The organism is Aminobacter sp. P9b (genome assembly GCF_045345995.1).
Lineage (GTDB): Bacteria > Pseudomonadota > Alphaproteobacteria > Rhizobiales > Rhizobiaceae > Aminobacter > Aminobacter niigataensis.
Genome location: NZ_CP150082.1, coordinates 4,619,100 through 4,643,999 on the forward strand (window position 1 = coordinate 4,619,100; position 24,900 = coordinate 4,643,999).

The 24,900-nt window shown below is 64.6% G+C and carries 25 protein-coding genes; 23 read left to right on the forward strand and 2 right to left on the reverse strand.

The features are described 5' to 3' along the window. Positions 1-180 precede the first annotated feature (180 nt). From WHT83_RS22800 to WHT83_RS22905, 22 genes are all read left to right on the forward strand, one after another. Positions 181-1,167 carry a flagellin gene (locus WHT83_RS22800; RefSeq protein ID WP_108607140.1) on the forward strand — a complete coding sequence of 329 codons (987 nt, stop codon included), beginning with the start codon at positions 181-183 and terminating at the stop codon, positions 1,165-1,167. Positions 1,168-1,432: 265 nt separating this feature from the next. Continuing rightward, entirely contained in the window at positions 1,433-2,434 is a 1,002-nt protein-coding gene (locus tag WHT83_RS22805; protein WP_108607139.1) for a flagellin, read from the forward strand. 272 nt (positions 2,435-2,706) lie between these two features. Further along, positions 2,707-3,711, forward strand: a complete 1,005-nt coding sequence (locus WHT83_RS22810; RefSeq protein ID WP_108607138.1) for a flagellin — start codon at positions 2,707-2,709, stop codon at positions 3,709-3,711. A gap of 310 nt (positions 3,712-4,021) precedes the next feature. Further along, positions 4,022-5,128, forward strand: coding sequence for a flagellin (locus WHT83_RS22815; protein ID WP_406872471.1), 1,107 nt, complete (start codon positions 4,022-4,024; stop codon positions 5,126-5,128). Positions 5,129-5,399: 271 nt separating this feature from the next. Next, on the forward strand, positions 5,400-6,317 hold the full coding sequence (locus WHT83_RS22820; protein WP_108607136.1) for a flagellin: 918 nt from the start codon (positions 5,400-5,402) through the stop codon (positions 6,315-6,317). Between the two features lie 254 nt (positions 6,318-6,571). Next, positions 6,572-7,636: a flagellin gene (locus tag WHT83_RS22825; protein ID WP_108607135.1), complete on the forward strand. Its 1,065-nt coding sequence runs from the start codon at positions 6,572-6,574 to the stop codon at positions 7,634-7,636. A gap of 121 nt (positions 7,637-7,757) precedes the next feature. Further along, positions 7,758-9,395 carry a flagellar basal-body MS-ring/collar protein FliF gene (fliF, locus tag WHT83_RS22830; protein ID WP_108607134.1) on the forward strand — a complete coding sequence of 546 codons (1,638 nt, stop codon included), beginning with the start codon at positions 7,758-7,760 and terminating at the stop codon, positions 9,393-9,395. Then, positions 9,395-10,015: a hypothetical protein gene (locus WHT83_RS22835; RefSeq protein WP_406872472.1), complete on the forward strand. Its 621-nt coding sequence runs from the start codon at positions 9,395-9,397 to the stop codon at positions 10,013-10,015. Before fliF ends, WHT83_RS22835 begins: the two co-directional genes overlap by 1 nt. Continuing rightward, positions 10,012-11,331: a MotB family protein gene (locus tag WHT83_RS22840; RefSeq protein ID WP_406872473.1), complete on the forward strand. Its 1,320-nt coding sequence runs from the start codon at positions 10,012-10,014 to the stop codon at positions 11,329-11,331. Before WHT83_RS22835 ends, WHT83_RS22840 begins: the two co-directional genes overlap by 4 nt. After that, positions 11,328-12,698, forward strand: coding sequence for a chemotaxis protein MotC (locus WHT83_RS22845; protein WP_406872474.1), 1,371 nt, complete (start codon positions 11,328-11,330; stop codon positions 12,696-12,698). Before WHT83_RS22840 ends, WHT83_RS22845 begins: the two co-directional genes overlap by 4 nt. Continuing rightward, the gene (locus WHT83_RS22850) at positions 12,695-14,008 is read left to right on the forward strand and encodes a flagellar hook-length control protein FliK (protein ID WP_406872475.1); all 1,314 of its coding nucleotides are present in this window, start codon (positions 12,695-12,697) and stop codon (positions 14,006-14,008) included. Before WHT83_RS22845 ends, WHT83_RS22850 begins: the two co-directional genes overlap by 4 nt. Then, positions 13,938-14,528 carry a transglycosylase SLT domain-containing protein gene (locus tag WHT83_RS22855; RefSeq protein WP_406872476.1) on the forward strand — a complete coding sequence of 197 codons (591 nt, stop codon included), beginning with the start codon at positions 13,938-13,940 and terminating at the stop codon, positions 14,526-14,528. The genes WHT83_RS22850 and WHT83_RS22855 overlap by 71 nt, the downstream gene beginning before the upstream one ends. 214 nt (positions 14,529-14,742) lie before the next feature. Further along, a complete protein-coding gene (locus WHT83_RS22860) occupies positions 14,743-15,411 on the forward strand; it encodes a response regulator transcription factor (protein ID WP_108607128.1) in 669 nt (222 codons plus the stop codon). Positions 15,412-15,475: 64 nt separating this feature from the next. After that, the gene (locus tag WHT83_RS22865; RefSeq protein WP_108607127.1) at positions 15,476-16,729 is read left to right on the forward strand and encodes a flagellar hook protein FlgE; all 1,254 of its coding nucleotides are present in this window, start codon (positions 15,476-15,478) and stop codon (positions 16,727-16,729) included. Between the two features lie 33 nt (positions 16,730-16,762). After that, the gene (flgK, locus tag WHT83_RS22870; RefSeq protein WP_406872477.1) at positions 16,763-18,211 is read left to right on the forward strand and encodes a flagellar hook-associated protein FlgK; all 1,449 of its coding nucleotides are present in this window, start codon (positions 16,763-16,765) and stop codon (positions 18,209-18,211) included. 2 nt (positions 18,212-18,213) lie between these two features. Beyond that, the gene (locus WHT83_RS22875) at positions 18,214-19,275 is read left to right on the forward strand and encodes a flagellar hook-associated family protein (protein WP_406872478.1); all 1,062 of its coding nucleotides are present in this window, start codon (positions 18,214-18,216) and stop codon (positions 19,273-19,275) included. A gap of 26 nt (positions 19,276-19,301) precedes the next feature. Beyond that, entirely contained in the window at positions 19,302-19,649 is a 348-nt protein-coding gene (gene flaF / locus WHT83_RS22880; RefSeq protein WP_108607124.1) for a flagellar biosynthesis regulator FlaF, read from the forward strand. Further along, positions 19,646-20,089 (forward strand): flagellar biosynthesis repressor FlbT, encoded by a 444-nt coding sequence (gene flbT / locus WHT83_RS22885; RefSeq protein ID WP_406872479.1) that lies wholly within the window; start codon positions 19,646-19,648, stop codon positions 20,087-20,089. The genes flaF and flbT overlap by 4 nt, the downstream gene beginning before the upstream one ends. After that, positions 20,089-20,514, forward strand: a complete 426-nt coding sequence (flgD, locus tag WHT83_RS22890) for a flagellar hook assembly protein FlgD (RefSeq protein WP_406872480.1) — start codon at positions 20,089-20,091, stop codon at positions 20,512-20,514. Before flbT ends, flgD begins: the two co-directional genes overlap by 1 nt. Further along, positions 20,511-20,777 carry a flagellar biosynthesis protein FliQ gene (fliQ, locus tag WHT83_RS22895; protein ID WP_108607121.1) on the forward strand — a complete coding sequence of 89 codons (267 nt, stop codon included), beginning with the start codon at positions 20,511-20,513 and terminating at the stop codon, positions 20,775-20,777. Before flgD ends, fliQ begins: the two co-directional genes overlap by 4 nt. A 151-nt stretch (positions 20,778-20,928) precedes the next feature. Continuing rightward, positions 20,929-22,572: an MFS transporter gene (locus WHT83_RS22900; RefSeq protein WP_183264263.1), complete on the forward strand. Its 1,644-nt coding sequence runs from the start codon at positions 20,929-20,931 to the stop codon at positions 22,570-22,572. A 35-nt stretch (positions 22,573-22,607) separates the two neighbouring features. Further along, entirely contained in the window at positions 22,608-23,054 is a 447-nt protein-coding gene (locus WHT83_RS22905) for a DUF1801 domain-containing protein (RefSeq protein WP_406872481.1), read from the forward strand. Between the two features lie 18 nt (positions 23,055-23,072). On the opposite strand, the gene WHT83_RS22910 is transcribed toward WHT83_RS22905, so the two are convergent. After that, on the reverse strand, positions 23,073-23,555 hold the full coding sequence (locus tag WHT83_RS22910) for a MarR family winged helix-turn-helix transcriptional regulator (protein WP_318763848.1): 483 nt from the start codon (positions 23,553-23,555) through the stop codon (positions 23,073-23,075). Beyond that, positions 23,545-23,724, reverse strand: a complete 180-nt coding sequence (locus WHT83_RS22915; protein ID WP_159091618.1) for a hypothetical protein — start codon at positions 23,722-23,724, stop codon at positions 23,545-23,547. The genes WHT83_RS22910 and WHT83_RS22915 overlap by 11 nt, the downstream gene beginning before the upstream one ends. Before the next feature lie 34 nt (positions 23,725-23,758). On the opposite strand from WHT83_RS22915, the gene WHT83_RS22920 reads away from it, so the two are divergent. Further along, positions 23,759-24,253 (forward strand): isoprenylcysteine carboxylmethyltransferase family protein, encoded by a 495-nt coding sequence (locus WHT83_RS22920; RefSeq protein ID WP_108607118.1) that lies wholly within the window; start codon positions 23,759-23,761, stop codon positions 24,251-24,253. Positions 24,254-24,900: the final 647 nt, after the last annotated feature.

Here is a 24,900-nt window from a genome sequence, read left to right on the forward strand (position 1 = left end):
TTTTAGCGGGTTAACGCGCATTAACCATAACATTTAGACGTTTGGTAGTAAGTATCGGCCAGATTGCCCGGCATGGTGGATGACCCTCCTTGAAGCGGTCATTGGCATGATGCCTCTCCGCCATACCGGCCGATCCGGTATGTCCCTGTACCTTGCGCATATTTTAGGGGCGTATTTCCCATGTCCAGCATCAACACCAATGCGTCGGCAATGACGGCGCTGCAGACCCTCGCAGCCACCAACAAGGCGCTCAACACCACCCAGGGCCGCATCGCCACGGGTCTCCGCGTCGCTGAAGCTTCCGACAATGCCGCCTACTGGTCGATCGCCACCACCATGCGTTCGGACAACAAGGCACTCTCGACGGTCCAGGATTCGCTCGGTCTCGGCGCTTCGAAGGTCGACACCGCCTACACCGGCATGAACAAGGCCATCGACACCCTCAACGAGATCAAGGTCAAGATCGTTGCCGCCAGCGGCGCCTCGGACGCCGACAAGGCCAAGATCGACACCGAAATCAAGGCGCTGCAGAAGCAGCTCAAGGCCTATGCCGACGGCGCCACCTTCTCCGGCGCCAACATGCTTTCGGTCAGCAGCGGCGCCGCCGTGGCTGCCGACGTCAAGGTCGTCTCGGCCTTCACCCGCGATGCGTCCGGCACGGCTTCGATCTCGACCATCGACATCAACGTCGAGGGCATCAAGCTCTACGAAGCCGGCGCAGGCGTCGCCACCACCGGCAAGGGCATTCTCGACTCCAACCGCACCGCCGCCGGCGTTGAAGGTGCTGCAGCCGCTCCGACGCTTGGTGCCGCTGCCGTTGCCGCCGACACCTACACGGTCGCCACCATGCAGCTGACCAACGGTACGCTGTTTGCCAGCGACACGCAGATCGGCGCCATGCTCGGCGTCGTCGAAAGCGCGCTCAAGGACATGAACACGGCTGCCACCAACCTCGGCGCCGCCAAGAACCGCATCGAGCTGCAGAAGGCCTTCACCTCGAGCCTGATGGACTCCATCGATCGCGGCGTCGGCCAGCTCGTCGACGCCGACATGAACAAGGAATCGACCCGCCTGCAGGCCATCCAGGTCCAGCAGCAGCTCGGCATCCAGGCCCTGTCGATCGCCAACGGCAACTCGCAGTCGATCCTGTCGCTGTTCCGCGGCTAACACCGAACCGCTCAGGCAACAAACGTCTAGGATCGGGCCGCATCGGAAGATGCGGCCCGATTGTTTTTGCGGACCAAAAGTAAGCAATTACAATAAGTTAATTAAAATTAACTACAATTGTTAGCAATTTGGTAGCCACGCCGAAGCTACATCTGCTGCATGGCGGATGACTTGCTTGAAGCGGTCATGGGCATGATGCCTCTCCGCCATACCGGCCGATCCGGTATGTCCCTGTATTTTGCATTTTCCTAGGGGCGTTATTCCCATGTCCAGCATCAACACCAATGCGTCGGCAATGACCGCGCTGCAGACCCTCGCAGCCACCAACAAGGCGCTCAACACCACCCAGGGCCGCATCGCCACCGGCCTCCGCGTCGCCGAAGCTTCCGACAATGCCGCCTATTGGTCGATCGCCACCACCATGCGTTCGGACAACAAGGCGCTGTCCACGGTCCAGGACTCGCTTGGTCTCGGCGCCTCCAAGGTCGATACCGCCTACACCGGCATGAACAAGACCATCGACACCCTCAACGAGATCAAGGTCAAGCTCGTTGCCGCCACCGGCGCTTCGGCTGCCGACAAGGCCAAGATCGACACCGAGGTCAAGGCGCTGCAGAAGCAGCTCAAGGCCTATGCCGACGGCGCGACCTTCTCCGGCGCCAACATGCTTTCGGTCAACAGCGGCGCCACCGCCACCACTGCGGCCGACATCAAGGTCGTCTCGGCCTTCACCCGCGATGCGACCGGCACGGCTGCGATCTCGACCATCGACGTCACCGTCGAGAACATCAAGCTCTACGAAGCCGGCACCGCTGCCGGCGTCAACAAGGGTATCCTCGACTCCAACCGCGTTGTCAGCGTTGCAGGCGCTGTCTCCGAGGTTGCTGCGGTTGATGCCGTGGTGCTCGGCACCTTCAGCCAGACCGACACCTTCACGGTGGCGTCAATGCAGCTGACCGACGGCACCGACTACGCCAACGACGCGCAGATCGGCCAGATGCTCAGCGTTGTCGAAAGCGCGCTCAAGGACATGAACACGGCTGCCACCAACCTCGGCGCCGCCAAGAACCGCATCGAGCTGCAGAAGGCCTTCACCTCGAGCCTGATGGACTCCATCGATCGCGGCGTCGGTCAGCTCGTCGACGCCGACATGAACAAGGAATCGACCCGTCTGCAGGCCATCCAGGTCCAGCAGCAGCTCGGTATCCAGGCCCTGTCGATCGCCAACGGCAACTCGCAGTCGATCCTGTCGCTGTTCCGCGGCTAACACCGAACCGTTCCAGGCAACAGACATCTCGGATCGGGCCGCATCGCAAGATGCGGCCCGATTTGCTTTTGCACAGTCTATTTGAGGCGAATCCGGCCAAAGCGGCCCCCCGTTCAGGGGTTAACCATGCCGCTTAGAGCTTTGGTAGCGAGTCTCCGACAGGTTACCCGGCATGGCGGGTGATCGTTTCGATCATGGGCATGATGCCGCTCCGCCATACCGGCCAACCCGGTATGTCCCTGTATTTTGCATTTCCTAGGGGCGTTATTCCCATGTCCAGTATCAATACCAATGCGTCGGCAATGACGGCGCTGCAGACCCTTGCGGCCACCAACAAGGCGCTCAATACCACCCAAGGGCGCATCGCCACGGGGCTTCGCGTTGCCGAAGCCTCCGACAATGCCGCCTACTGGTCGATCGCAACCACCATGCGGTCAGACAACAAGGCTCTGTCGACGGTCCAGGATTCCCTCGGCCTCGGCGCATCGAAGGTCGACACCGCCTATACCGGCATGAACAAGTCGATCGAGACCCTCAACGAGATCAAGGTCAAGCTCGTCGCCGCCACCGGCGCTTCGGCTGCCGACAAGGCCAAGATCGACACCGAGGTCAAGGCGCTGCAGAAGCAGCTGAAGGCCTATGCCGACGGCGCCACCTTCTCCGGCACCAACATGCTCTCGGTCGACTCCTCGGCTGCGGCCACGGTCGGCACCGCCGCACCGGTCAAGATCGTCTCGGCCTTCAACCGTAGCGCAGCCGGCACGGCCTCGATCTCGACCATCGACGTCGACGTCAACGCCCTCAAGCTCTATGACGCTGCCGGCGCTGCCGACAATGCCCATGCCGGCCTGCTCGACGCCCAGCGCACCAGCGATGGCGTGCGTGTCGCCGATGCCGACATCCAGGCACCGACCCTCGGCGTCGCCTCGGCTGCTGGCGACACCTACAGCGTCGCCACCATGGCCCTCGTCAGCGGTGCCACAGCGGCGAGCGACACCCAGATCGGCGACATGCTCGGCGTCGTCGAAGCGGCTCTCAAGGACATGAACACGGCCGCCACCAACCTCGGCGCCGCCAAGAACCGCATCGAACTGCAGAAGACCTTCACCTCGAGCCTGATGGACTCCATCGATCGCGGTGTCGGCCAGCTCGTCGACGCCGACATGAACAAGGAATCGACCCGTCTGCAGGCCATCCAGGTCCAGCAGCAGCTCGGCATCCAGGCTCTGTCGATCGCCAACGGCAACTCGCAGACCATCCTGTCGCTGTTCCGCTGACCTGACCGTCTCTTTCGATTGATCAGAAGATCGGGCCGCATCCCTGGATGCGGCCCGATTGCTTTTGGCAGGTCAGGACTCCTGCAACGGAAGACTGAGACCAAACTGCGCCTTCGGAAGTATCCAAAGTATATAATCTCAAAACACTTCGCTCATCTATCGAATATACACAGTTTGGTAGGGATTATCTGGGAACACTCCTGTCCATGGCGGGTGATCTTTTCGATCATGGGCATGATGCCGCTCCGCCATACCGGCCAACCCGGTATGTCCCTGTACTTTTTGCATTTTCCTAGGGGCGTATTTTCCCATGTCCAGCATCAACACCAACGCGTCGGCAATGACGGCGCTGCAGACCCTCGCAGCCACCAACAAGGCGCTCAACACCACCCAGGGCCGCATTGCCACCGGCCTGCGTGTCTCCGAGGCCTCCGACAACGCCGCCTACTGGTCGATCGCGACCACCATGCGTTCGGACAACAAGGCGCTGTCGACGGTCCAGGACTCGCTTGGCCTCGGCGCCTCCAAGGTCGACACCGCCTACACCGCGATGAACAAGTCGATCGACACCCTTAACGAGATCAAGGTCAAGATCGTCGCCGCCACCGGTGCCTCGGCTGCCGACAAGGCCAAGATCGACACCGATATCAAGGCGCTGCAGAAGCAGCTGAAGGCCTATGCCGACGGCGCCACCTTCTCAGGCGCAAACTTCCTGTCCGTGTCTTCGGACAAGACCGCGGCGGGCGCAGCAGCCGCCGCTGCCGGCACCGCGGTTCAGGCCGATGCGAAGATCGTCTCGGCCTTCAATCGCAACGCGGCCGGCACGGCTTCGATCTCGACCATCGACATCAAGGTCGAGAACATCAAGCTGTTCGACACCAACGCCGCAAACCCGACCTACATCAAGAATGCCGGCATCCTCGACCGCCAGACCGCAATCTGGGATTCGGCCGCCGCGCAGGCGGCCTATGACAAGGCCTATGCCGCCTCGGTCGCCGGCGGCGGCGCCGATACGGCCGCGCACACGGCCGGCGCGGCTGCCGCCGTGCTGCCCGCATCGGGCGGCGTCGTCGGTGCGACGTCGACCGCAGGCGTTTCGGTGTTCAATTTCAACATCACCACTGTCGGCGACCAGTTCTTTGCCGGCCTGCTCGGCAAGGTAGAAACCGCGCTCAAGCAGATGAACACGGCTGCCACCGATCTCGGCGCCGCCAAGAACCGCATCGAGTTGCAGAAGGCCTTCACCTCGAGCCTGATGGACTCCATCGATCGCGGCGTTGGTCAGCTCGTCGACGCCGACATGAACAAGGAATCGACCCGCCTGCAGGCCATCCAGGTCCAGCAGCAGCTCGGCATCCAGGCCCTGTCGATCGCCAACAGCAACTCGCAGTCGATCCTGTCGCTGTTCCGCGGCTAGCACCGAACCGTTCCAGGCAACAAGCTTATGGCATCGGGCCGCATCGCAAGATGCGGCCCGACTGCTTTTTGGACAGTCTATTTGTGGAAAATCCAAGCAAAGCGGCACCCCGGCCGGGGTTAACCATGCCGCTTAGAGCTTTGGTAGCGAGTCTCCTACAGTTTACCGGGCATGGCGGGTGACCTTCGGGTCATGGGCATGATGCCTCTCCGTCATACCGGCCGATCCGGTATGTCCCTGTATTTTGCATTTTCCTAGGGGCGTTATTCCCATGTCCAGCATCAATACCAACGCGTCGGCAATGACCGCGCTGCAGACCCTCGCCGCCACCAACAAGGCACTCCAGACCACCCAGGGCCGCATCGCCACGGGTCTCCGCGTCGCCGAAGCCTCCGACAACGCTGCCTACTGGTCGATCGCCACCACCATGCGTTCGGACAACAAGGCACTCTCGACGGTCCAGGACTCGCTCGGTCTCGGCGCATCGAAGGTCGACACCGCCTACACCGGCATGAACAAGGCCATCGACACTCTCAACGAGATCAAGGTCAAGCTCGTCGCCGCCAACGGCGCTTCGGGTGCCGACAAGGAAAAGATCAACACCGAGATCCAGGCGCTGCAGAGCCAGCTGAAGGCCTATGCCGACGGCGCGACCTTCTCCGGCACCAACATGCTCTCGACCAACGGTGCCGCCGCCGCTGCCGACGTCAAGATCGTCTCGGCCTTCAACCGCGACGCATCGGGCGCTGCCTCGATCTCGACCATCGACGTCAAGGTCGAGAACATCAAGCTGTTCGAAGCCGGCGCTGCTCCCAAGGGCATCCTCGACAAGACCCGTACCGCCACCGGCGCCGCCGGCGCCGGCACGGCAGTTTCCGGCATTGCTCTGACCGCTGCCACCACCGACACTGAGGTCGGTGAACACCTGCAGCGCGTCGAAGCGGCGCTCAAGGAAATGAACACGGCCGCCACCGACCTCGGCGCCGCCAAGAACCGCATCGAACTGCAAAAGACCTTCACCTCGAGCCTGATGGACTCCATCGATCGCGGCGTCGGCCAGCTCGTCGATGCCGACATGAACAAGGAATCGACCCGCCTGCAGGCCATCCAGGTCCAGCAGCAGCTCGGCATCCAGGCTCTGTCGATCGCCAACGGCAACTCGCAGACCATCCTGTCGCTGTTCCGCTGACACGATCGTCTCTAACGATCTGAAGATCGGGCCGCATCCCTGGATGCGGCCCGATTGCTTTTGTCCCCTGCCTAAGGCCGCCGCCCCACGACGCTAGCCCCGCGCAAGCTCCCCCCGAGATAAGTTCCGCCGCGTCATCGGCCGCGCGTGGGCCTGCCACCCTTAATCGCTCGTTAACCATGAAACGGTAGTTATGGTTAACCAATTGCTAGGGCGGTCCTGCGCAGCGCGCGGATTTCAGAGGGGGTATTTCGATGTCCAGTATCATGACCAACGCTTCGGCCCTGACCGCGCTTCAGAGCCTCAACGCCACAAACAAGGCGCTCCAGACCACGCAAGCCCGCATCTCGACCGGCTACCGAGTCGCTGAAGCGATGGACAACGCCGCCTACTGGTCGATCGCCACCACCATGCGCTCCGACAACCAGGCGCTCTCCACCGTGCAGGATGCGCTCGGTCTCGGCGCCTCCAAGGTCGACACCGCCTATACCGGCATGAACAAGGTTCTGGAGACCGTCGACCAGATCAAGATCAAGCTCGTCGCCGCCTACAGCGCCAGCGATTCCGACAAGGCCAAGATCCAGACCGAAATCGAGGCCCTCCAGGGCCAGATGAAGTCCTATGCGGATGCCGCCACCTTCTCCGGCACCAACATCCTGTCGGTGACCTCGAAGCAGATTGCCGCCGCCAACGACGGTGTGCAGCCCGACGCCAAGATCGTGTCCGCCTTCAACCGTGGCGCCGACGGCAAGGTCACGCTCGGCACCATCGATGTCGATGTCGAAGGCGTCAAGCTGTTCGATTCCGGCCTCGCAGCCGAAGTCAAGAATTCCGGCCACCTCGACCGCAAGACCTCCGTCTATGCTACCGCCGCGGCGCAGACCCAGTACGACACGGCCTATGCCGCTTCGCTTGCCGGCGGCGGCACCGACATCGCGGCGCACACCGCAGGCCTGGCCGCAGCCGGCGCGACGACAAGGGTCGACAACGTGTCGGTCCATAATCTCGACATCATGGCCACGGGCGTGACCAACGACATCATCAACCAGATGATCTCCAAGGTCGACGAAGTGCTCAAGGATCTGACCGATGTCGCAACTACGCTCGGCGCGGCCAAGAAGCAGATCGACCTGCAGAAAAACTTCACGACCAGCCTGATGGATTCCATCGACCGTGGCGTCGGCCAGCTCGTCGACGCCGACATGAACAAGGAATCGACCCGTCTGCAGGCGCTCCAGGTGCAGCAGCAGCTCGGCATCCAGGCATTGTCGATCGCCAACTCGAACTCGCAGAACATCCTGGCGCTATTCAAGAGCTGATCGGCATCTGAAACGCCCCTTCTTTTTCAATGGGCCGCGCCTCGTGCGCGGCCCATATCATTTTCGCACAAGCTTCGAGGTCTAGGGTCTCCGCGGAAGATATTGCGGGGAGCCTACGCACGTGCCCGAACAGCTACAGAGCATAGTTGCCAATTTCAGGAGTTTTGGCCCGCGCCGGCTCGCCATACTCGGCGGCATCACGGCGTTGGTCATCGCCGTCGTCGGCGTGGCTTCCGTCTATCTCAACCGCCCGGCCTACGAGACGCTCTATGTCGGGCTCGAACGCTCCGACGTGAACCAGATCGGCATGGTCCTCGGCGAGGCCGGCATCGGCTTCGACGTCGCCTCCGACGGCACGACGGTCCTGGTCCCCGCCGGCAAGACCGCGCAGGCACGCATGCTGCTTGCCGAAAAGGGCCTGCCGACCAGCGCCAACGCCGGTTACGAACTCTTCGACAATGTCGGCTCGCTCGGCCTCACCTCCTTCATGCAGCAGGTCACCCGCGTCCGTGCGCTGGAAGGCGAGATCGCCCGCACCATCCAGTCGATCACGGGCATCAAGGCCGCCCGCGTCCACATCGTCATGTCCGAACGCGCCAACTTCCGCCGCGACGAGCAGAAGCCTTCGGCCTCCGTCGTCATCCGCGCCTCCAGCCTCGATGCCGACAAGAGCGCCATGTCGATCCGGCATCTGGTCGCCGCTGCGGTGCCTGGCCTCGATGCCGAGCGGGTGACCGTGCTTGATTCGAGCGGCAACCTGCTTGCAGCGGGCGACGATCCCAACAATTCGAGTGCCGCCCGCTCCATCGGCGTCGAGCGCACCGTCGAGACCCAGATCGAGGACAACATCCGCCGCGCGCTTGCCGCCTATCTCGGCCCGGACAATTTCCGCGCCAGCGTCAAAGCCGACGTCAACACCGACTCGCGCCAGACCGAAGAGACCATCTTCGATCCCGAGTCGCGCGTCGAACGCTCCGTCCAGGTCGTCCGCGCCAACGAAAACAGCAACCAGAAGCAGTCCGCCACGCCTGCTACCGTCGAGCAGAACCTGCCCGATGCCGAGGCCACCGCGACGGACGGGCCGCAGTCGACTTCGGCCAGCGACCGCAAGGAAGAGATCACCAACTATGAGATGAACTCGAAGCGTATCGCGACCGTCTCGAACGGCTATTCGGTGACCAAGATGTCGATCGCCGTCGTCGTAAACCAGCAGCGCCTCGCTACGATCCTCGGCAAGGACGCCACGCCGGAGGCGATCGCCACCCGCGTCGCCGAGATCCAGAAGATGGTAATCTCGGCCACCGGCTTCGACGAAAAGCGCGGTGACCTGATCAACGTCTCGGCGGTGGAGTTCATCGACGGCCTCGACGGCGAGGAGATCGCCAGCCCCGGCGTCCTCGCCTCGGTTGGCCAGCACGCCGGCACGCTGATCAACGCCGCGGCCTTCATCGTCGTCGTCTTCCTCGTCGCCTTCTTCGGCCTGCGGCCGCTTGCGTCCGCCCTTTCCAAGCCGGTCCCGGCCGCCATCGCCGGGCCCAGCTTCGACGAGGTCCAGCGTTCGCTGCCGACGCCGGATGCCGGTTCCGCCTCCGCCGAAGCGCCTGCGGCCCTTCCCGGCGCGCGTCCCACCGCCATCGACGACCTGCGCAACAAGTTGCGTCCCGCCCCGCAGGACCGCCTCGCCCGCATGGTCGACATCAATGAAGAGCGCACCGCACTGATCCTGCGCAAATGGGCTGCCCAGGAAGTCGCCGCCTGATGTCGATTGCCGCACTTTTCGAAAGGCTGACCGACTTCGCGCCGCTGGCCGCAAATGCCTCCGACGTCGAAGCCCCGGCACCGAATTCCTATCCCAAGGCGGTTCCAGATCCGGACATCCCGGCCATCGTCGCGGCAGCAGTCGCCACGGCCGAGGCCGAACTGGCGATACGCCTGGACACCGAGCACCAGGCCGCCCTTGAAGCCGAGCGCCAGCGCCATGCGTCCGAAATCGCCAACCTGGGCGCCCGCTTCGGCACCGACATCGGCGCCGTCATCGGCGCGCGCATCGCCGAGATGGAGACCCGCGTCGTCCATCTCGCCACCGACGCCGCCGCCCGCGTCGTTGCCGGCCTGGTCAGCGACGACATCGCCACCCGCTCGATAGATGCCCTTGCCACCGCGATCCTCTCGGCCACCGCCGACCGCGATGCCGTGCGCATCAAGGTCAGCGGCCCGCAATTCCTGTTCGACGCGCTGGCAACCGCCATCGGCGGCCGTGCCGAAAACATAGACTTCAGCGAGGGGGTCGGCTTCGACCTCAGCGTCTCGATCGATGACAACCTGTTCGAGACCCGCCTCGGCGAGTGGTCGGCCGCCCTGACCGAGACCTTGCCATGAGTGTCGCCGACGGCACCGAGCCGCGCCACGAGATCGTCATCGTCCGGCGTGCCCATTCCGATCACGACGAAGGCCACCACGGCGGTGCCTGGAAGATCGCCTTCGCCGACTTCATGACGGCGATGATGTGCTTCTTCCTCGTCATGTGGCTGATCAGCGCCGCCAACGAGCAGACCAAGGCTGCGGTGGCGAGTTACTTCAACCCGGTCAAGCTCGTCGACCGCAACGCCAGCCGCAAGGGACTGGAAGAGCTCGGCGACGGTCCCAATTCCGTCGGCCTGACCGCCGAGAGCCCGCAGGAAGCCAGCGGCAAGGCTGGTACCGACGGGCGCGGCAATGCCGGCCCCGCGACCGAACAGAATTCCAGGGATTCAGCACACGTCATCAAGCGCTCCGACGAACACCTGTTCAACGACCCCTATGCCGTGCTGGCCGAGATCGCCCAGGACACCGGCACCAAGGCCAATGTCTCCGAACGGGGCGAAGGCGGCGCGCAGAATGCCGGTCCGTCCAGCGGCGCCTCCGGCGGCGAAGCCTATCGCGATCCCTTCGCGCCCGATTTCTGGACCGAGCAGGTCGCCACGCCTATCGCCGAGGCAAGCGCCGAGCGCGCGGCCATCGAAGGCGATCCGGCAAAGCCCGGCGACAAGACCGAGCGCTCCGCCACATCCGAGCCGGTGAAAGTGCCGGAGCCCAAGCCTGAGGCCGCCGAGCAGAGTTCGCCGCTCGACATCGCTCCCGGCGCCCTCGCCCGCGACGGCGCCAAGCCGGGCGACGCCCCGAAGGCCGAGACCGCGGAAGCCGAGGCAATGGCCGAAAAGCCGAAGCCCCGCGACGCCGCGCCGAGCGAACACACCATCGGCGAGGCCGACGCCATCCGGCGCGAACTCGCCGAGGCGATCAAGTCGGGCAAGAACCTGCCCGACGGCCTGTCCGTCGTCGCCACCGACAAGGGCGTCGTCATCTCGGTCACCGAGCAGTTCGATTTCGGCATGTTCGAGATCGGCTCCGCCGTGCCGCGCAAGCAGCTGGTGCTGGCCATGGAAAAGATCGCCAGGACCATCGCCGCCCACGAAGGCAACGTCTCGATCAACGGCCACACCGACGCCCGCCCCTTCCGTGGCGGCGGCTACGACAACTGGCGGCTGTCGACCGCGCGCGCCCACTCGGCCTACTACATGCTGGTGCGCGCCGGGCTCGACGAGAAGCGCATCGTCGAGGTCGCCGGCTTCGCCGACCGCAAGCTCAAGGACACGGCGGAGCCGTTCTCGGCCACCAACCGTCGTATCGAAATCCTGCTGGAGCGGGCTGAATGAGGCTCGCGGCGACCCTCTCCGGCGCCGCGTTCGTCGCTTTGCTTGCGGTGACGGCGCCCGAGCACGCGCGCGCCGCCGAGGCGCCGGCGCTCGAGCCCTACCAGATGGTGCGCTGCCTGCAGCTGGTGCAGGACCGCATCGCCGCCGGCGACCAGGCCTCGCTGCCGATGCAGCGCCGCCTGCTCGAAATGACCGACGAGAACATGCGCGCGGCCAGTCCCGACGCATTCAAGGAACGCAAGAATTTTCGCGCCTTGCTCATCTACGCCATGAGCGGCGGCAACCCGCTGACCATCGAGCAGGTCGTCTCGCGCCTCAGCCTCGAAGAGGCCGACCAGGCGCTGGCGCAAGGCATCATCGACTATCTCAGGGGCAAGCCCAAGAGCACCGTCGACGCCCTCGCTTCGGTCGACCCGCTGACGCAGATTTCCGAACTGGGCGCCTTCCTGGCGCTGGTCAAGGGTTCGGTCAGCATTGCCCAGGAGCCCGAACAGGCGATGAAGCTGTTCGACCAGGCCCGGCTGCTCAGCCCCGGCACCCTCGTCGAGGAGGCCGCGCTGCGCCGTTCGGTGGCGCTCGCCCCCCGGCTCGAGGACGGCGCCCGCTTCCTGCGCAGTTCGACCCAGTATGTCCGCTATTATCTGCGCTCGCCCTATGCCAGCCAGTTCGCCGACGCCTTCGTCGCCGGCATCGTCGCGCTGCATGCCTCGATCAGCCTCGATGCCTTGGGCGAGATCACCGCGATGATGGATGCCGAGCAGGAACGGGTCGTCTACCTCCGGGTCGCCCGGCGTGCCGCGATCGACGGGCTTACCGAACTCTCCGCCTTCGCCGCCGCCAAGGCCGAACGGGGACGCGACGGCCAGCGCAACGATGCCGACCCGCGCACCCAGCTCTATTCCGGGCTGTCGTCTGTCACCTCAGGCTCGGCCGACGACATGCTGGGCAAGCTCAGCGGCATCGATCGCGACAAGCTGTCCAAGGGCGACCGCGCCTTGCTCGATGCCGTCGAAGCCGTCGCTTCCGGACTGACCTCGGCCCTGCCGGCCTCGCTGAACGCCAAGCCGAAGCCTGTCGACATCGAAGACCTGCCGCCGGCGCCGATCGACATCTCCACGCCGGCAGCCGATCCGATGGTTCCCGATGCGGCCGACACGCCCGCCCCCGAGGCACGACCGGTGACCACAATCCAGGAGCCCGCCGTCGCGGCCGCGCCCAGTCTCAAGCCCAGGATAGTGCCCCTGACGGCCGCGTCGCCGCCGGCAACTGTCGAAGCAGCGCCTGCAGAGGCGGAAGATCCCAAGATTACCGAAGCGCGCCGTACGCTCGAAGCCATAGACGAACTTCTCGGAGGCTCCCCCAAATGACCGACGCCATCCGCTCGGCTCTGGTAAGCCCGCTCGCATCGCAGTCATCCGCCACCGATCGCAACGCGTTCGCCGGAAACGACGACCAGGCCGATTTCGACCGCGCCCTGGCAGCACCGCAAAAGGGCGACCAGAAGCCCGACAAAAAGCACCTCGCCGCCGAGGGACCGCATGAAAAGCACTGGCTCAAGCTGGCCGAACGGCTAGCCGCGCGCGGCCCGCATGTGGCGGAGCCCAGGGACGACACTGTCGACGCCAACCCGGCCGGGCACGGCGAACAGGTCGAAGACGCTGAACCGCCACTTGCCGAAGTATCGGCCAAGGAACCTGCCAAGCCCGATGCGTCGGCCGACACGGCTTTGCCGCTGGTGCTTGCGTTGAGCGAATTGCGCAAGGCAGGCAGCCAGGCGACCAGTGCCGGTCCGGCCGACGCACCCGCCACAGAGGCGGAAGGCGTCCTCGAACAGCCGAACCTCGCCACCGATGCACTGGAGACGGAGCATCCGTCGCGCAGCGCCGGCACCGCGCCTTCCCGGGCAACAGCCTCCGGCACCGCATTACCGCCCGGCATGACGGCCGCGACCGAAGCACCGACGCGCGCCGAAGCCTCGTCCGCGCCGGCCTCTGCCGTGGGTTCGGCAACCGGCGATGCAGCCACCGAGCCCGACAAGCCGTCGCGCCCGACACCCTCCAGGCAGCCGGAACAGTCCGCCGCGGCCAGCCGCGTCAGCGTCATTTCCGAACAAATAATCCCTGCCCCGGTCGCCTCCGGCGCCACCGGCACGGCCGGCGCGCTGGCGATGGAGATTGCCTCCTCGGCACCCCGTCACACCGCCGCCGCAAGCGCTGTCCAGCAGCTCCAGGCCAGCGCCACAAACGCGCCCGCGGCCCAGGTTCTGAAGATCCAGTTGCGCCCCGTCGAATTGGGCATGGTCACGGCGAACCTGCATCTCGCCGGAGAACAACTTTCGGTTGAAATCGAAGTCGAGAACGCCGAGGCCTATCACCGCCTCTCGGCCGATCGCGAAGCGATCAATTCCGCCCTTCGTGGCCTCGGCTTCGACGTCGACCGCGTCACCATCCTGCAGCCTCAGTCGCCCGCGCAGGCGCAGACGCGCAGCGACGGCGGTGGCCTTTCCTCCGGCTCCGGCGGCCGCGAACAGCCGGCTTTCCAGTCGGAAGGAATGGGCGGCGAAGGTGGCAATTCAGGCAATGGACGTCCCGGTGGGAGAGCGGCAAATGACGAAGCCAATGCACGCAACATCTCGTCGCCTCGCACGGATCGCCCTGGCAGCAGCCGCTATATCTAGTGCCGCGACCGGTCTGGCCGCAGCCGCGGCCAATCCGTGCGAGCCGGAGATCCTGCGCGCCGCCGACCGCTATGGCGTGCCGGTCGGCATCCTTTATGCCGTCGGCCTTACCGAAACCGGCAGGAAGGGCAGTCTTCAGCCCAACGCATTGAATATAGAAGGAAAAGCTGTCTTTCCAAAAAGCGCGGCCGAAGCTCTTGCCGCCTTTCAGGCAGCCCGCAGCGAAGGCAAGACGCTGATCGACCTCGGCTGCATGCAGATCAACCACCGCTATCACGCTGCCGAGTTCCGCAGCGTGCGCGACATGCTCGACCCACGCCGCAATGTCGACTATGCCGCGCGTTTCCTGGTCAACCTGCACAGCCGCCACGAGTCCTGGTCCATGGCCGTCGCCCGCTATCACGCCGGCCCCGACAACGACCCCGCGCAGAAGCGTTATGTCTGCCGCGTCATCGCCAACATGGTCGCCACCGGCTTTGGCCGCTGGACCGAAAACGCCAAGGTCTTCTGCAACCCCTAGGCGGTTTTGCGCCACGCTGAACCGGCCACGACCGCGACCCCGCCCCTCATCGACGACCTGAAACCCGGATGCACGCATGTCGTGCAACCGCTTCAACCCATGCGATTCCAGACTCCCTAAAAAATAGCGGCAAGAATTCACGATTGGTCGCCTTGGTCTCGACCCATTACCGATTGGTTAACGGGGCATTTTTTCTGATTCGGAGGCGGGGCCGATGATTGTTGTTGTCGACGAGCGCGAGCTCGTCACTAAAGGCTATAATTCACTTTTCGACCGGGAAGGCGTGGCTTGCGCGGGCTTCCGTTCGGGCGAGTTCGGCGAATGGGTGACCAGCGCTCCTGAAGAGGATCTGCGTTCGGTGCGCGCCTTCCTCATTGGCGACTGCAACGAGGGTTCGATCTCTCCGCGCCAGCTGCGGGACCGCTCCAAGGCGCCCGTGATCGCGCTCAGCGAGCAGAACAATCTCGAGAACACGCTCAAGCTTTTCGAATCCGGCGTCGACGACGTCATTCGCAAGCCGGTCCACATCCGCGAAATCCTGGCCCGCATCTCGGCGATCCGCCGCCGCGCCCAGGAAGACACCGGCTTCACCCAGATCGGCGCCATGCGCATCTTCATGGATGGCCGCGATCCCGAGATCGACGGCCAGCCGATGCCGCTGCCGCGCCGCGAACGCCGCATCCTCGAATATCTGGCAAGCAACAGCGGTCGCCGCGTCACCAAGACCCAGGTGTTCAACGCCATCTATGGTGTCTTCGACGAAGAAGTCGAAGAAAATGTCGTCGAAAGCCACATCTCCAAGCTGCGCAAGAAGCTGCGTGAGCGTCTCGGCCACGATCCGATCGATTCAAAACGCTTCCTTGGCTACCGGCTGGTTGTCTGACCAGCCTCGCGCAAGACATGTTGCGTAGTTTTGCTTCGTGGCATGAGAATTGGAGAGACCACCGATGAGCCTCTATGGAATGATGCGGACTGGCGTGTCGGGGATGAACTCCCAGGCGAACCGCCTCTCGACGGTCGCTGACAACATCGCCAATTCGAGCACGACCGGCTACAAGCGCGCCTCTACCGAATTCTCGTCCCTGGTCCTGCCGAGCACTGCCGGCAGCTACAATTCCGGCGGCGTCACCACCACGGTGATCAACTCGATCAGCAAGCAGGGCGCCCTGCAATACACCACGTCGGTCACCGATCTCGCCATCGACGGCGACGGCTTCTTCGTCGTCGAAGACGCTGGCGGCACCACGTTCCTGACCCGCGCCGGCGCCTTCGTGCCCGACAAGGACGGCTATCTCGTCAACACCGCCGGTTTCAGGCTCCAGGGCTGGGATCTGAGCCAGGGGCCCAGGCCGGGTGCGCCGATAGACCCCAGCCAGATCGACGCCATCAAGATCGACGACACGACGCCCCAGTGGGCGGCGAGCGAGAACGGCACGTTCGCAGCCAACCTGCCGCGCGATGCGACCATCGTCCCGGCTGCCAATCTGCCATCGGCCAACGCCGCCACAGCTGCCTATACGGCCAAATCGTCTGTCGTCGCCTACAACAGCGCCGGCGGGCAGGTGATCCTCGACGTCTACATGAGCAAGACGGCGGCAGGCACCTGGGAAGTCACGGTCTTCGACCAGTCGCAGGCAACGGCGGGAGGCTTCCCCTACACGGGAGCTGCACTTTCCACCGAGACGCTCGATTTCGACGCCACCGGCAAGCTGACCGCCACGAGCGCGACCGACATCACGCTGACCGTACCGGGCGGCGCCGCGCTGACCATCGACCTGTCGAAGATGACGCAGGCCGATGCCGACTACAGCGTCGCCAAGGCCGTCATCGACGGCAGCCCGCCCAGCAAGATCGAGCGCATCGAGATCGACAAGGACGGTACCGTCTACGCCCAATATGCCAACGGCTCGATGAAGGCGCTGTTCTCGATCCCCATGGCCAACGTCCCCAGCCCCGATAAGCTGACCGTCATCTCCGGCAACGTCTTTAGCCAGGGCGCGGAATCGGGCGCAGTCACTATCGGCTGGCCGACCGAAGGCAAGAACGGCAAGGTCGTCTCCGGCGCGGTAGAGAATTCCAACGTCGACATCGCCGAAGAACTCACCGCCATGATCGAGTCCCAGCGCAATTACACCGCCAATTCCAAGGTCTTCCAAACCGGCGCCGACCTCATGGATGTCCTCGTCAACCTGAAGAGATAGGACTGACGGGCCTCAGCCCGCGAAAGATTCCGCATGTCCCTGACGTCTGCCCTCAACATCGCCCAATCCGCGCTTCTCCACACGTCGCGCCAGACCAGCAACGTTTCCCGCAACGTCTCGGAGGCGCAGAACCCCGACTACGCGCGCCGCTCGGCCATGCTGGCAAGCACCGGCCCTGGCGCGCGCGTCGTCGAGATACAGCGGGCGACCAACGAACTTCTGTTCCGTCAGAACCTGTCCGCGCTCGCCTCCTTCTCCGGCCAGAGCACGCTCTTCGAGGGCCTGCAGAAACTCACCCTCGACGTGAACGGCAGCGACAACGCGGGCTCGCCGGCAACGGCGCTCGGCAAGTTCCAGCAGGCGCTGCAATTCTACGCCGCCTCCCCGTCCAACCAGAACCTCGGCGTGGCCGCTATCGACGCCGCCCGCCAGGTGGTCCGCACGCTCAACGACGGGTCCAGCGCGATCCAGCGTTTCCGCACCGAGACCGACAGCGAAATCGCCACCACGGTCGACGATCTGAACCGGCTTCTGGCCGATTTCGAGCAGGCCAACAAGACCATCATCGCGGGCACCCGCACCGGCCGCGACGTCAACGATTCGCTCGACCAGCGCGACGCCATCCTGAAGAAGATCTCCGAGATCGTGCCGATCTCGACCTTCAAGCGCTCCGACAACGACATGGTCATCACCACGGCCGACGGTTCGACATTGTTCGAAACCGTCCCGCGTGCTGTCAGCTTCTCCCCATCGGCCGGCTATGCCCCAGGTGCCGCGGGCAACAAGATCTACATCGACGGCGTGCCGGTTCAGCCCGGCACCGGCGCCAATACCGATGCGGCGGGCAAGCTCGCCGGCCTCGTCCAGTTGCGCGACAGCGTCGCCGTCACCATGCAGGCCCAGCTCGACGAGACGGCGCGCGGCCTGATCACGGCTTTTTCCGAAACCGCGCCCGCGCTTGCCGACCAGGCCGGCCTGTTCACCTGGTCGGGCGGACCGGCGGTCCCCGGCGGACTGGTCAACGGCCTCGCCCGCTCGATCCGCCTCAATCCGGCCGTTGATCCGGCTGCCGGTGGCAACCCCAAGCTGCTGCGCGACGGCGGCATCAATGGCGCTGGCTACATCAAGAACCCGGCAGCGAACGCCTCCTACGCCGACCTGCTGATCTCCTACGGCGACCGCATCGACCAGACCATGAGCTTCGATCCGGCCGCGGGCATCAGCGCCTCGTCGAGCCTCAGCACCTTCGCCACCAACTCGATCGGCTGGCTCGAGGGCATGCGCAAGCAGGCTTCCAGCGCGTCCGAGACCAAGGAAGCGCTGGCCGTGCGCACGGCCGAGGCGCTGTCCAACGAGACGTCGGTCAATGTCGACGTCGAAATGTCGCTGCTGCTCGAACTCGAACAATCCTATCAGGCCTCGGCGCGGCTCATAAAGGCGGTCGACGAGATGCTGTCGGCGCTGCTTGCGGCGGTGAGGTAGCGATGAAAACCACCTTCGTCTCTTCCGCCGCCGTCACCAGCGCACTGCGCTACTCGCTGCTGCGCCAGCAGTCGGAATTGGCCAAGGCACAGAAGGAAGCCTCGTCTGGATTCGTCGCCGACACCGGACTGGCGCTTGGCGCCCGCACCGCCCAGTCGGTCACGCTCCATCGCGACCTCGAAAGGCTCGGCGGCATCGTCGATTCCAACGGGCTGGTTTCGGCCCGGCTATCGGCGACGCAGAAAGCCTTGACCCAGGTTGGCGCCGCCGCCCAGTCCTTCCTCTCGAGCCTGACCAGCAGTGCCTCGGGCGACGCCGCCTACGCGCTGACCCAGAAGAGCGGGCGCGCCACGCTCGACACGCTGACCTCGGTGCTCAACACCAGCCTCAACGGCGAATATCTGTTCTCCGGCACCAACACCGACGTCAAGCCGATCAACGACTTCAAGCCGGGCTCGCCAACCAAGGTGGCATTCGACGCCGCCTTCGCCGGCTATTTCGGCTTCAGCCAGAACCATGCCGACGCCCAGGACATCACCGCGGCCGACATGAACAATTTCATGTCCACCGTCGTCGAGCCGATGTTCCTCGGCGCGGACTGGCAGACGCCACCTCCAGCCGGCAGCCCGTGGTCGAATGCCACCAACCAAGGCATCACCAGCCGCATCACGCTCAACGAGACCACCGAGACCTCGGTCAGCGCCAACAACGAAGGCATTCGCAAGATCGCCATGTCGGCGGCCATCATCAGCGACCTGCTTGACAGCAATGTCGGCAACGCCGCACGTGGCGCGCTCGTCACCCATGCCGTGTCGAGCATCGGCGAGGCCATCAGCGACATCGGCCAGCTGGAAGCGCAGACCGGCATCATCGAACAGCGCGTCAAGAGCGCCACCGACCGCATCAACGTGCAGGTGGACCTGTACGAGCGCTACATCCTCGACACCGAGGGTGTCGATTACTACGTGGCTTCGGCGCGCGTCGCCGACCTGGTATCGCAGATAGACAGATCCTACGCGCTGACCGCGCGCATCCAGCAGCTCAGCCTGATGAAGTATCTCTGACCTGACCGGCAACAAACGGGACGCATATGTATCAATTCTCCTATGCCGACATCCAGACCGACTCCGTCGCCGATGCGCGGGATCGCGAACGTCAGCTTCTCACGCGCTCGATCGACATGCTGACCACGGCCAGCGAGGTCGGAGCCAATTCCAACGAGGCCATCCAGGCGCTGAACTTCACCAACCGGGTGTGGACATCGCTGCTCGACGACCTCGGCAGCCCCGAAAACGAGCTGCCGAAGGAACTCCGCGCCAACCTCATCTCCATCGGCCTGTGGCTGCTGCGTGAAGCCGAAGACATCCGCCAGGGCCGCACCGACAGCTTCGAAGGCCTGATCGAGGTCTCGCAGATCATCCGCGACGGCATCCAATGAAAAACACCCTGAAGATTTCGCTGAAGGCCAACGAGAAGATCTACATCAACGGCGCGGTCGTCCGCGTCGACCGCAAGGTCTCGCTCGAATTGCTCAACGACGTGCAGTTCCTGCTCGAAAGCCATGTGCTGCAGCCCGAGCAGGCATCGACGCCGCTGCGCCAGCTCTACTTCATCCTGCAGGTCATGCTGGTCGATCCCGTCGGCGCCGTCGAGGCTCGCGATATGTTCCGCCGGTCTCTGCCGCTGCTGCTCGCCACCTTCGACAATCCCGAGATCCTGTCGAGCCTCAAGCATATCGACCGCCTCGTCGCCGAGGACCATGTCTACGAGGCGCTGAAGACCATCCGCTCGCTCTATCCCCTGGAAAAGCGCGCCATGGCCAGCAACGACCAGCCGCTGCTGGCCGAGCACGCCATCGCAGCCGGAGGTACATTCTGATGGCCATCGACTACACCGCCTCGGTGCCGGGCACCACCAGCACCAACAAGACGGCCACCGGCACGCCGGCGCCGTCCAAGACCCAGGTCGACTACAATTCGTTCCTCAAGCTGCTCGTCGCGCAGATGAAGAACCAGGACCCGACCAAGCCGATGGACTCGACCCAGTATGTGGCGCAGCTCGCCACCTTCTCGCAGGTCGAACAGTCGGTACAGATGAACACCCGCCTCGACCAGATCCTGCAGGGCTCGGCGCTCGCCCAGGCCGACGCGCTGATCGGCCGGACCGTCACCTCGCCCGACGGCAAGACTTCCGGCGTCGTCGCCGAAGTCCGCCTGTTCAAGGACGGCGTCGTCGCCGTCCTGACCGACGGCAAGCAGGTCGTCATCAATCCCGGCGTTTCGATCAAGGCCACGCCGGCGTGAACGAGGCCGATGCCCTCGACCTTGTCCAGTTCGCCATCTGGACCGTGCTTACCGCCTCGGCGCCCGCCGTGGCCGCAGCCATGCTGGTCGGCGTCGGCATCGCCCTCATCCAGGCGCTGACCCAGATCCAGGAAATCACGCTCACCTTCGTGCCCAAGATCGTCGCCATCTTCCTGGTCGTGGCGCTGACCGGCCCGTTCATCGGCGCCCAGATCTCCGCCTTCACCAACGTCATCTTCGAGCGCATCGAAACCGGCTTCTGAGCAGGCCGCGGTCCGCGCCCGGCTGGACCGCCGGCGAACCGGCCTTGGCCCATGGCCGCCTTCGACAAATGGGTTCACCCCGCTCGCCGATCATGGTCTAGTCGCACCACGACGATTCACACGAGGGCATCCGGCTCGGCCGGCTTGGCGCATGGACGACGACCACCAGTACGAGCGAGGTTCTGCACTCGAGCCGTTCAAGCACGGCATTTTCCGTTCCGTCTGGCTCGCCAGCCTGGCATCGAATTTCGGCAGCCTGATCCAGTCGGTCGGCGCCGCCTGGCTGATGACCTCGATCGCCACCTCGTCGGACATGGTGGCGCTGGTCCAGGCCTCGATCACGCTGCCGATCATGCTGTTTTCGCTGGTCTCGGGCGCCCTTGCCGACAGCTTCGACCGCCGCCGCGTCATGTTGACGGCCCAGTGCTTCATGCTGGCGGTCTCGGCGCTGCTGACGCTCGTTGCCTATCTCGGCCTTATTACGCCGTGGCTGCTGCTCGCCTTCACCTTCCTCATCGGCTGCGGCACGGCGCTTAACAACCCGTCCTGGCAGGCCTCCGTCGGCGACATGGTTCCCCGCCCGGTCATGCCGGCGGCGGTGGCGCTCAATTCGATGGGCTTCAACATGACGCGCAGCGTCGGCCCGGCCATCGGCGGCATCATCGTCGCCGCCGCCGGAGCGGCTGCCGCCTTCGCCGTCAACACGCTGAGCTATTTCGCCATCATCTTCGTCCTGTTTCGCTGGCGTCCGCAGTATCCGGCGAACCCGCTGCCGCGCGAAACGCTCGGCCACGCCATGGGTGCGGGGCTGCGCTACATCGCCATGTCGCCCAACATCGGCAAGGTCCTGCTGCGCAGCTTCGCCTTCGGCTTCACCGCCGTCGTCCTCCAGGCGCTGCTGCCGCTCGTCGCGCGCGACCTCGTCGCCGGCGGCCCGCTGACCTACGGCATCATGCTCGGCGCTTTCGGCGTCGGCGCCGTCGGCGGCGCGCTGATCAGCGGCCGCATCCGCAGCAGCATGTCGAGCGAGGCGATCGTGCGCTCGTCCTTCCTCGGCTTTGCCCTGTGCAGCTGGATCGCCGCCTGGAGCTCGAACGCCTGGGTCACCAGCGCCGGCCTGCTCATCGGCGGCGCCTGCTGGGTGCTGGCGCTGTCGCACTTCAACATCACCGTGCAGATGTCGACGCCGCGCTGGGTCGTCGGCCGCGCGCTCTCGATCTACCAGATGGCGACCTTCGGCGGCATGGCACTCGGCAGCTGGGTCTGGGGCCTGATCGCCGAAGGCCAGGGCCCGGCGACCGCCCTCATCGTCGCCGGCATCGTCATGCTGGCCGGCGCCGCGATCGGTTTCCTCCTGCCCCTGCCCGAGCATACGGCGCTCAACCTCGACCCGCTGAACCGCTTCCGCGAACCGCATCTGGCGCTCGACGTCCAGCCGCGCAGCGGTCCCATCGCCATCATCATCGAGTTCATCATCCGCGAGGAAGACGTACCCGCCTTCCTCGATGCCATGGCCGAGCGTCGCCGCATCCGCCGCCGCGACGGTGCCCGTAACTGGACGCTGGCACGCGACCTGGAAAACCCCGAGATCTGGGTCGAGAGCTACCACACGCCGACCTGGCTCGAATATGTCCGCCACAACCAGCGCGCCACCCATGCCGACGCCGAGATTGGCGAGAAGCTCAGGTCGTTGCACAGCGGCGCCCAGCCGCCGCGCGTCCATCGCCTGATCGAGCGTCCCACCAGCCTCGCTGCGGCCATCGTCACGCCGAAAGGCCCGATCGACCTGCATTGAGGGTCAAGCGCAATCTGCCCATCGAGAAGGAAAGAATGGAAAAGAAAACGGCCTCGAATGAAGCGGGCAGCGGAGTCGCAGCTTCCCGGCAGATCGATGACAAGATCGCCGCGCTCAGCGATTGGCGCGGCCAGACGCTTGCCCGGGTGCGCGCCCTGATCCTGCAGGCCGACCCCGAGGTGGTCGAGGAGGTGAAGTGGCGCGGCGTTCCGGTCTGGTCGCATGCCGGCATCATCTGCACCGGCGAGACCTACAAGAACGCCGTGAAGATGACCTTCGCCAGGGGCGCCTCGGTGGAAGACCCGAAGGGCCTTTTCAACTCCAGCCTCGAAGGCAACACCAGGCGTGCCATCGATTTCCACGAGGGCGACACCATCGATGAAGAGGCGTTGAAGGCGCTCATCCGCGCCGCCGTGGCCCTGAACACCTCGGTGCTCGCCGCCCGATCCGTCCGCTCGCAGAAGAAACCCAAGGGCGTCTGAACAGCGTGGCGGTGCCTGCTACGGCAGCCGCTCCGACCGCGCTTTCACATCGTCGCTCAGCTGCCGCACGATCTCGGTGGTCCTGAGGATATCGGCTTCGCTGAGGGCGACGCCCATGCTCGAGGCGATCGCCAGGAGCTGGGCGTTCATCTCGCGATAGCGCGCCTCGCCTTTCGCAGTCAGCTGCACCAACTTCGAGCGCTGGTGCTTCGGATTTTCGATGAATGCCACCAGCCCCTCGGCGGCAAGTTCGTCCGCCAGCCGCTGCATGCGCTGGCGGCTTGTGGGGCGCATCTGGGCGACCTGCGGCACCGTCAGCGGACCAAGCACCGCCAGGCTTCGCATGAAGCCGAACGCACCGCCGCCCCAGCTGGTGATTAACCCGGTCTTCTGGCCGATTGCCCGTATCCTGAAGAAGCACTGGGCCACTTCGAGCATCAGCTCGGCGATCGCCTCTGCCTTGTTGTCGGCGGTTGGGCCCGCCCCCGTCTCAGCCGCCATCCCGGTCTCCTGTCGTGCCGACGTCATCGCCTTCGTCCCGTGAGAGCAATTCCAGGAAAAGTGTGCAGCGGTTTTCCGTCCGGAATTGCGCAAAACAAGCTGCACAGCCTCCGTCATTGACACCATGGTTGTCAATTTGTAGAATGACACCTTGGTTGTCGTTTTGCATTGAATTTCGTCCTCCAGCATCTGCGGGAGCATTCATGCGTGAACCATCTGACCAACAAGTGAACGACACTGGAACGGCAGGCGTCATCGCGCGGCCGCCTCTGCTGTTTCTTGGCGCTCTTCTGCTTGGACTGGCCGCGGATCGCCTGCTGCCTTTGATGGCCCCTGTCGCGGCGAGCGATCTGGTCCGTCTGGTCGGCGGTTGCCTGATCCTCACCGGCTTTGCGCTCGCGATCGCGGGTATTCGCAACTTCTCGCGAGCGGCGACACCGGTGCCCACCTATGAGCCGACCCGCGTGCTCGTCACCTCAAGCATTCACGGGTGGACGCGCAATCCTATCTACCTCGGCATGTTCCTGCTCTATGGCGGCATCGGCGTCGCCGCACTGAGCCCGTGGATCCTTGTCCTCACTGTTCCTCTTGCCATCGTGATCCGCTACGGCGTCGTTGCCCGCGAGGAGGCCTACCTCGAACGTCGCTTCGGCGATGCCTATCTCGACTACAGGCGACGCGTGCGGCGATGGCTGTGAGCGAACCAGGCTTCGTGGATGTCCTTGCGAGCAGCCTTCCCTCCACATCGCGATCCTCCCTTCCTCGCCAATCGCATACGTTGAAGATTGGCGGCGACGTCTAACGAAGCTCGTCATCCTCGGGCGGAGCAGAAGCAAAGCGACCTGCGGAGACCCGGGGATCCATGGGTGAAGTGGCAATTGCCGCTGTGGTCCAGAACCAACGCCGACACATCCCGATGTGTCACCATCTGTCAGCAATCCGCGTGGATAGATCCACCCCGCTTTTCCACGCCCCCAAAAACCTCCCGTACAATCCATGCCAGTTTCTCCCGCGGGAACGCCGGTCGCGACGGTGGCATGCGGGGAGGAACCGGCGCCTCCGATCAAGGGCTAACGTGGCTCATGGTCCGGGGAGGTTCCGTCCAAGGGTTCCCCCTCGGGTATTACGGCCCGGGTGCGCTGGACGACGCGCTAGTGGGGGCATGGGCGAAAATGCCCGATGCTCCGGAAGCGGAACGGACGGGAACGGAAATCGTCGGCGGTGCGCGGGTTCGCGTCACCATTTAGCATTCGGCAGGCACGGCCCCGCGCCCCGCTTCCCGAACTCTCCAGACAATAGCCAGACCGGAAACGGGGCGTGGCGGTGAGTAAGCTTGGCCCTTCGA

Bases quoted from the DNA above. Each gene is read 5' to 3' on its own strand.
- WHT83_RS22820 (WP_108607136.1), top strand. From the start codon at position 5,400: ATGTCCAGCATCAATACCAACGCGTCGGCAATGACCGCGCTGCAGACC.
- flgD (WP_406872480.1), top strand. From the start codon at position 20,089: ATGGCCATCGACTACACCGCCTCGGTGCCGGGCACCACCAGCACCAAC.
- WHT83_RS22850 (WP_406872475.1), top strand. From the start codon at position 12,695: ATGACCGACGCCATCCGCTCGGCTCTGGTAAGCCCGCTCGCATCGCAG.
- WHT83_RS22815 (WP_406872471.1), top strand. From the start codon at position 4,022: ATGTCCAGCATCAACACCAACGCGTCGGCAATGACGGCGCTGCAGACC.
- flbT (WP_406872479.1), top strand. From the start codon at position 19,646: ATGAAAAACACCCTGAAGATTTCGCTGAAGGCCAACGAGAAGATCTAC.
- flgK (WP_406872477.1), top strand. From the start codon at position 16,763: ATGTCCCTGACGTCTGCCCTCAACATCGCCCAATCCGCGCTTCTCCAC.
- WHT83_RS22845 (WP_406872474.1), top strand. From the start codon at position 11,328: ATGAGGCTCGCGGCGACCCTCTCCGGCGCCGCGTTCGTCGCTTTGCTT.
- WHT83_RS22865 (WP_108607127.1), top strand. From the start codon at position 15,476: ATGAGCCTCTATGGAATGATGCGGACTGGCGTGTCGGGGATGAACTCC.
- WHT83_RS22920 (WP_108607118.1), top strand. From the start codon at position 23,759: ATGCGTGAACCATCTGACCAACAAGTGAACGACACTGGAACGGCAGGC.
- WHT83_RS22810 (WP_108607138.1), top strand. From the start codon at position 2,707: ATGTCCAGTATCAATACCAATGCGTCGGCAATGACGGCGCTGCAGACC.
- WHT83_RS22800 (WP_108607140.1), top strand. From the start codon at position 181: ATGTCCAGCATCAACACCAATGCGTCGGCAATGACGGCGCTGCAGACC.
- WHT83_RS22805 (WP_108607139.1), top strand. From the start codon at position 1,433: ATGTCCAGCATCAACACCAATGCGTCGGCAATGACCGCGCTGCAGACC.
- WHT83_RS22910 (WP_318763848.1), bottom strand. From the start codon at position 23,555: ATGGCGGCTGAGACGGGGGCGGGCCCAACCGCCGACAACAAGGCAGAG.
- WHT83_RS22840 (WP_406872473.1), top strand. From the start codon at position 10,012: ATGAGTGTCGCCGACGGCACCGAGCCGCGCCACGAGATCGTCATCGTC.
- WHT83_RS22825 (WP_108607135.1), top strand. From the start codon at position 6,572: ATGTCCAGTATCATGACCAACGCTTCGGCCCTGACCGCGCTTCAGAGC.
- flaF (WP_108607124.1), top strand. From the start codon at position 19,302: ATGTATCAATTCTCCTATGCCGACATCCAGACCGACTCCGTCGCCGAT.
- WHT83_RS22860 (WP_108607128.1), top strand. From the start codon at position 14,743: ATGATTGTTGTTGTCGACGAGCGCGAGCTCGTCACTAAAGGCTATAAT.
- WHT83_RS22835 (WP_406872472.1), top strand. From the start codon at position 9,395: ATGTCGATTGCCGCACTTTTCGAAAGGCTGACCGACTTCGCGCCGCTG.
- WHT83_RS22875 (WP_406872478.1), top strand. From the start codon at position 18,214: ATGAAAACCACCTTCGTCTCTTCCGCCGCCGTCACCAGCGCACTGCGC.
- WHT83_RS22915 (WP_159091618.1), bottom strand. From the start codon at position 23,724: ATGCAAAACGACAACCAAGGTGTCATTCTACAAATTGACAACCATGGT.
- WHT83_RS22900 (WP_183264263.1), top strand. From the start codon at position 20,929: ATGGACGACGACCACCAGTACGAGCGAGGTTCTGCACTCGAGCCGTTC.
- WHT83_RS22855 (WP_406872476.1), top strand. From the start codon at position 13,938: ATGACGAAGCCAATGCACGCAACATCTCGTCGCCTCGCACGGATCGCC.
- WHT83_RS22905 (WP_406872481.1), top strand. From the start codon at position 22,608: ATGGAAAAGAAAACGGCCTCGAATGAAGCGGGCAGCGGAGTCGCAGCT.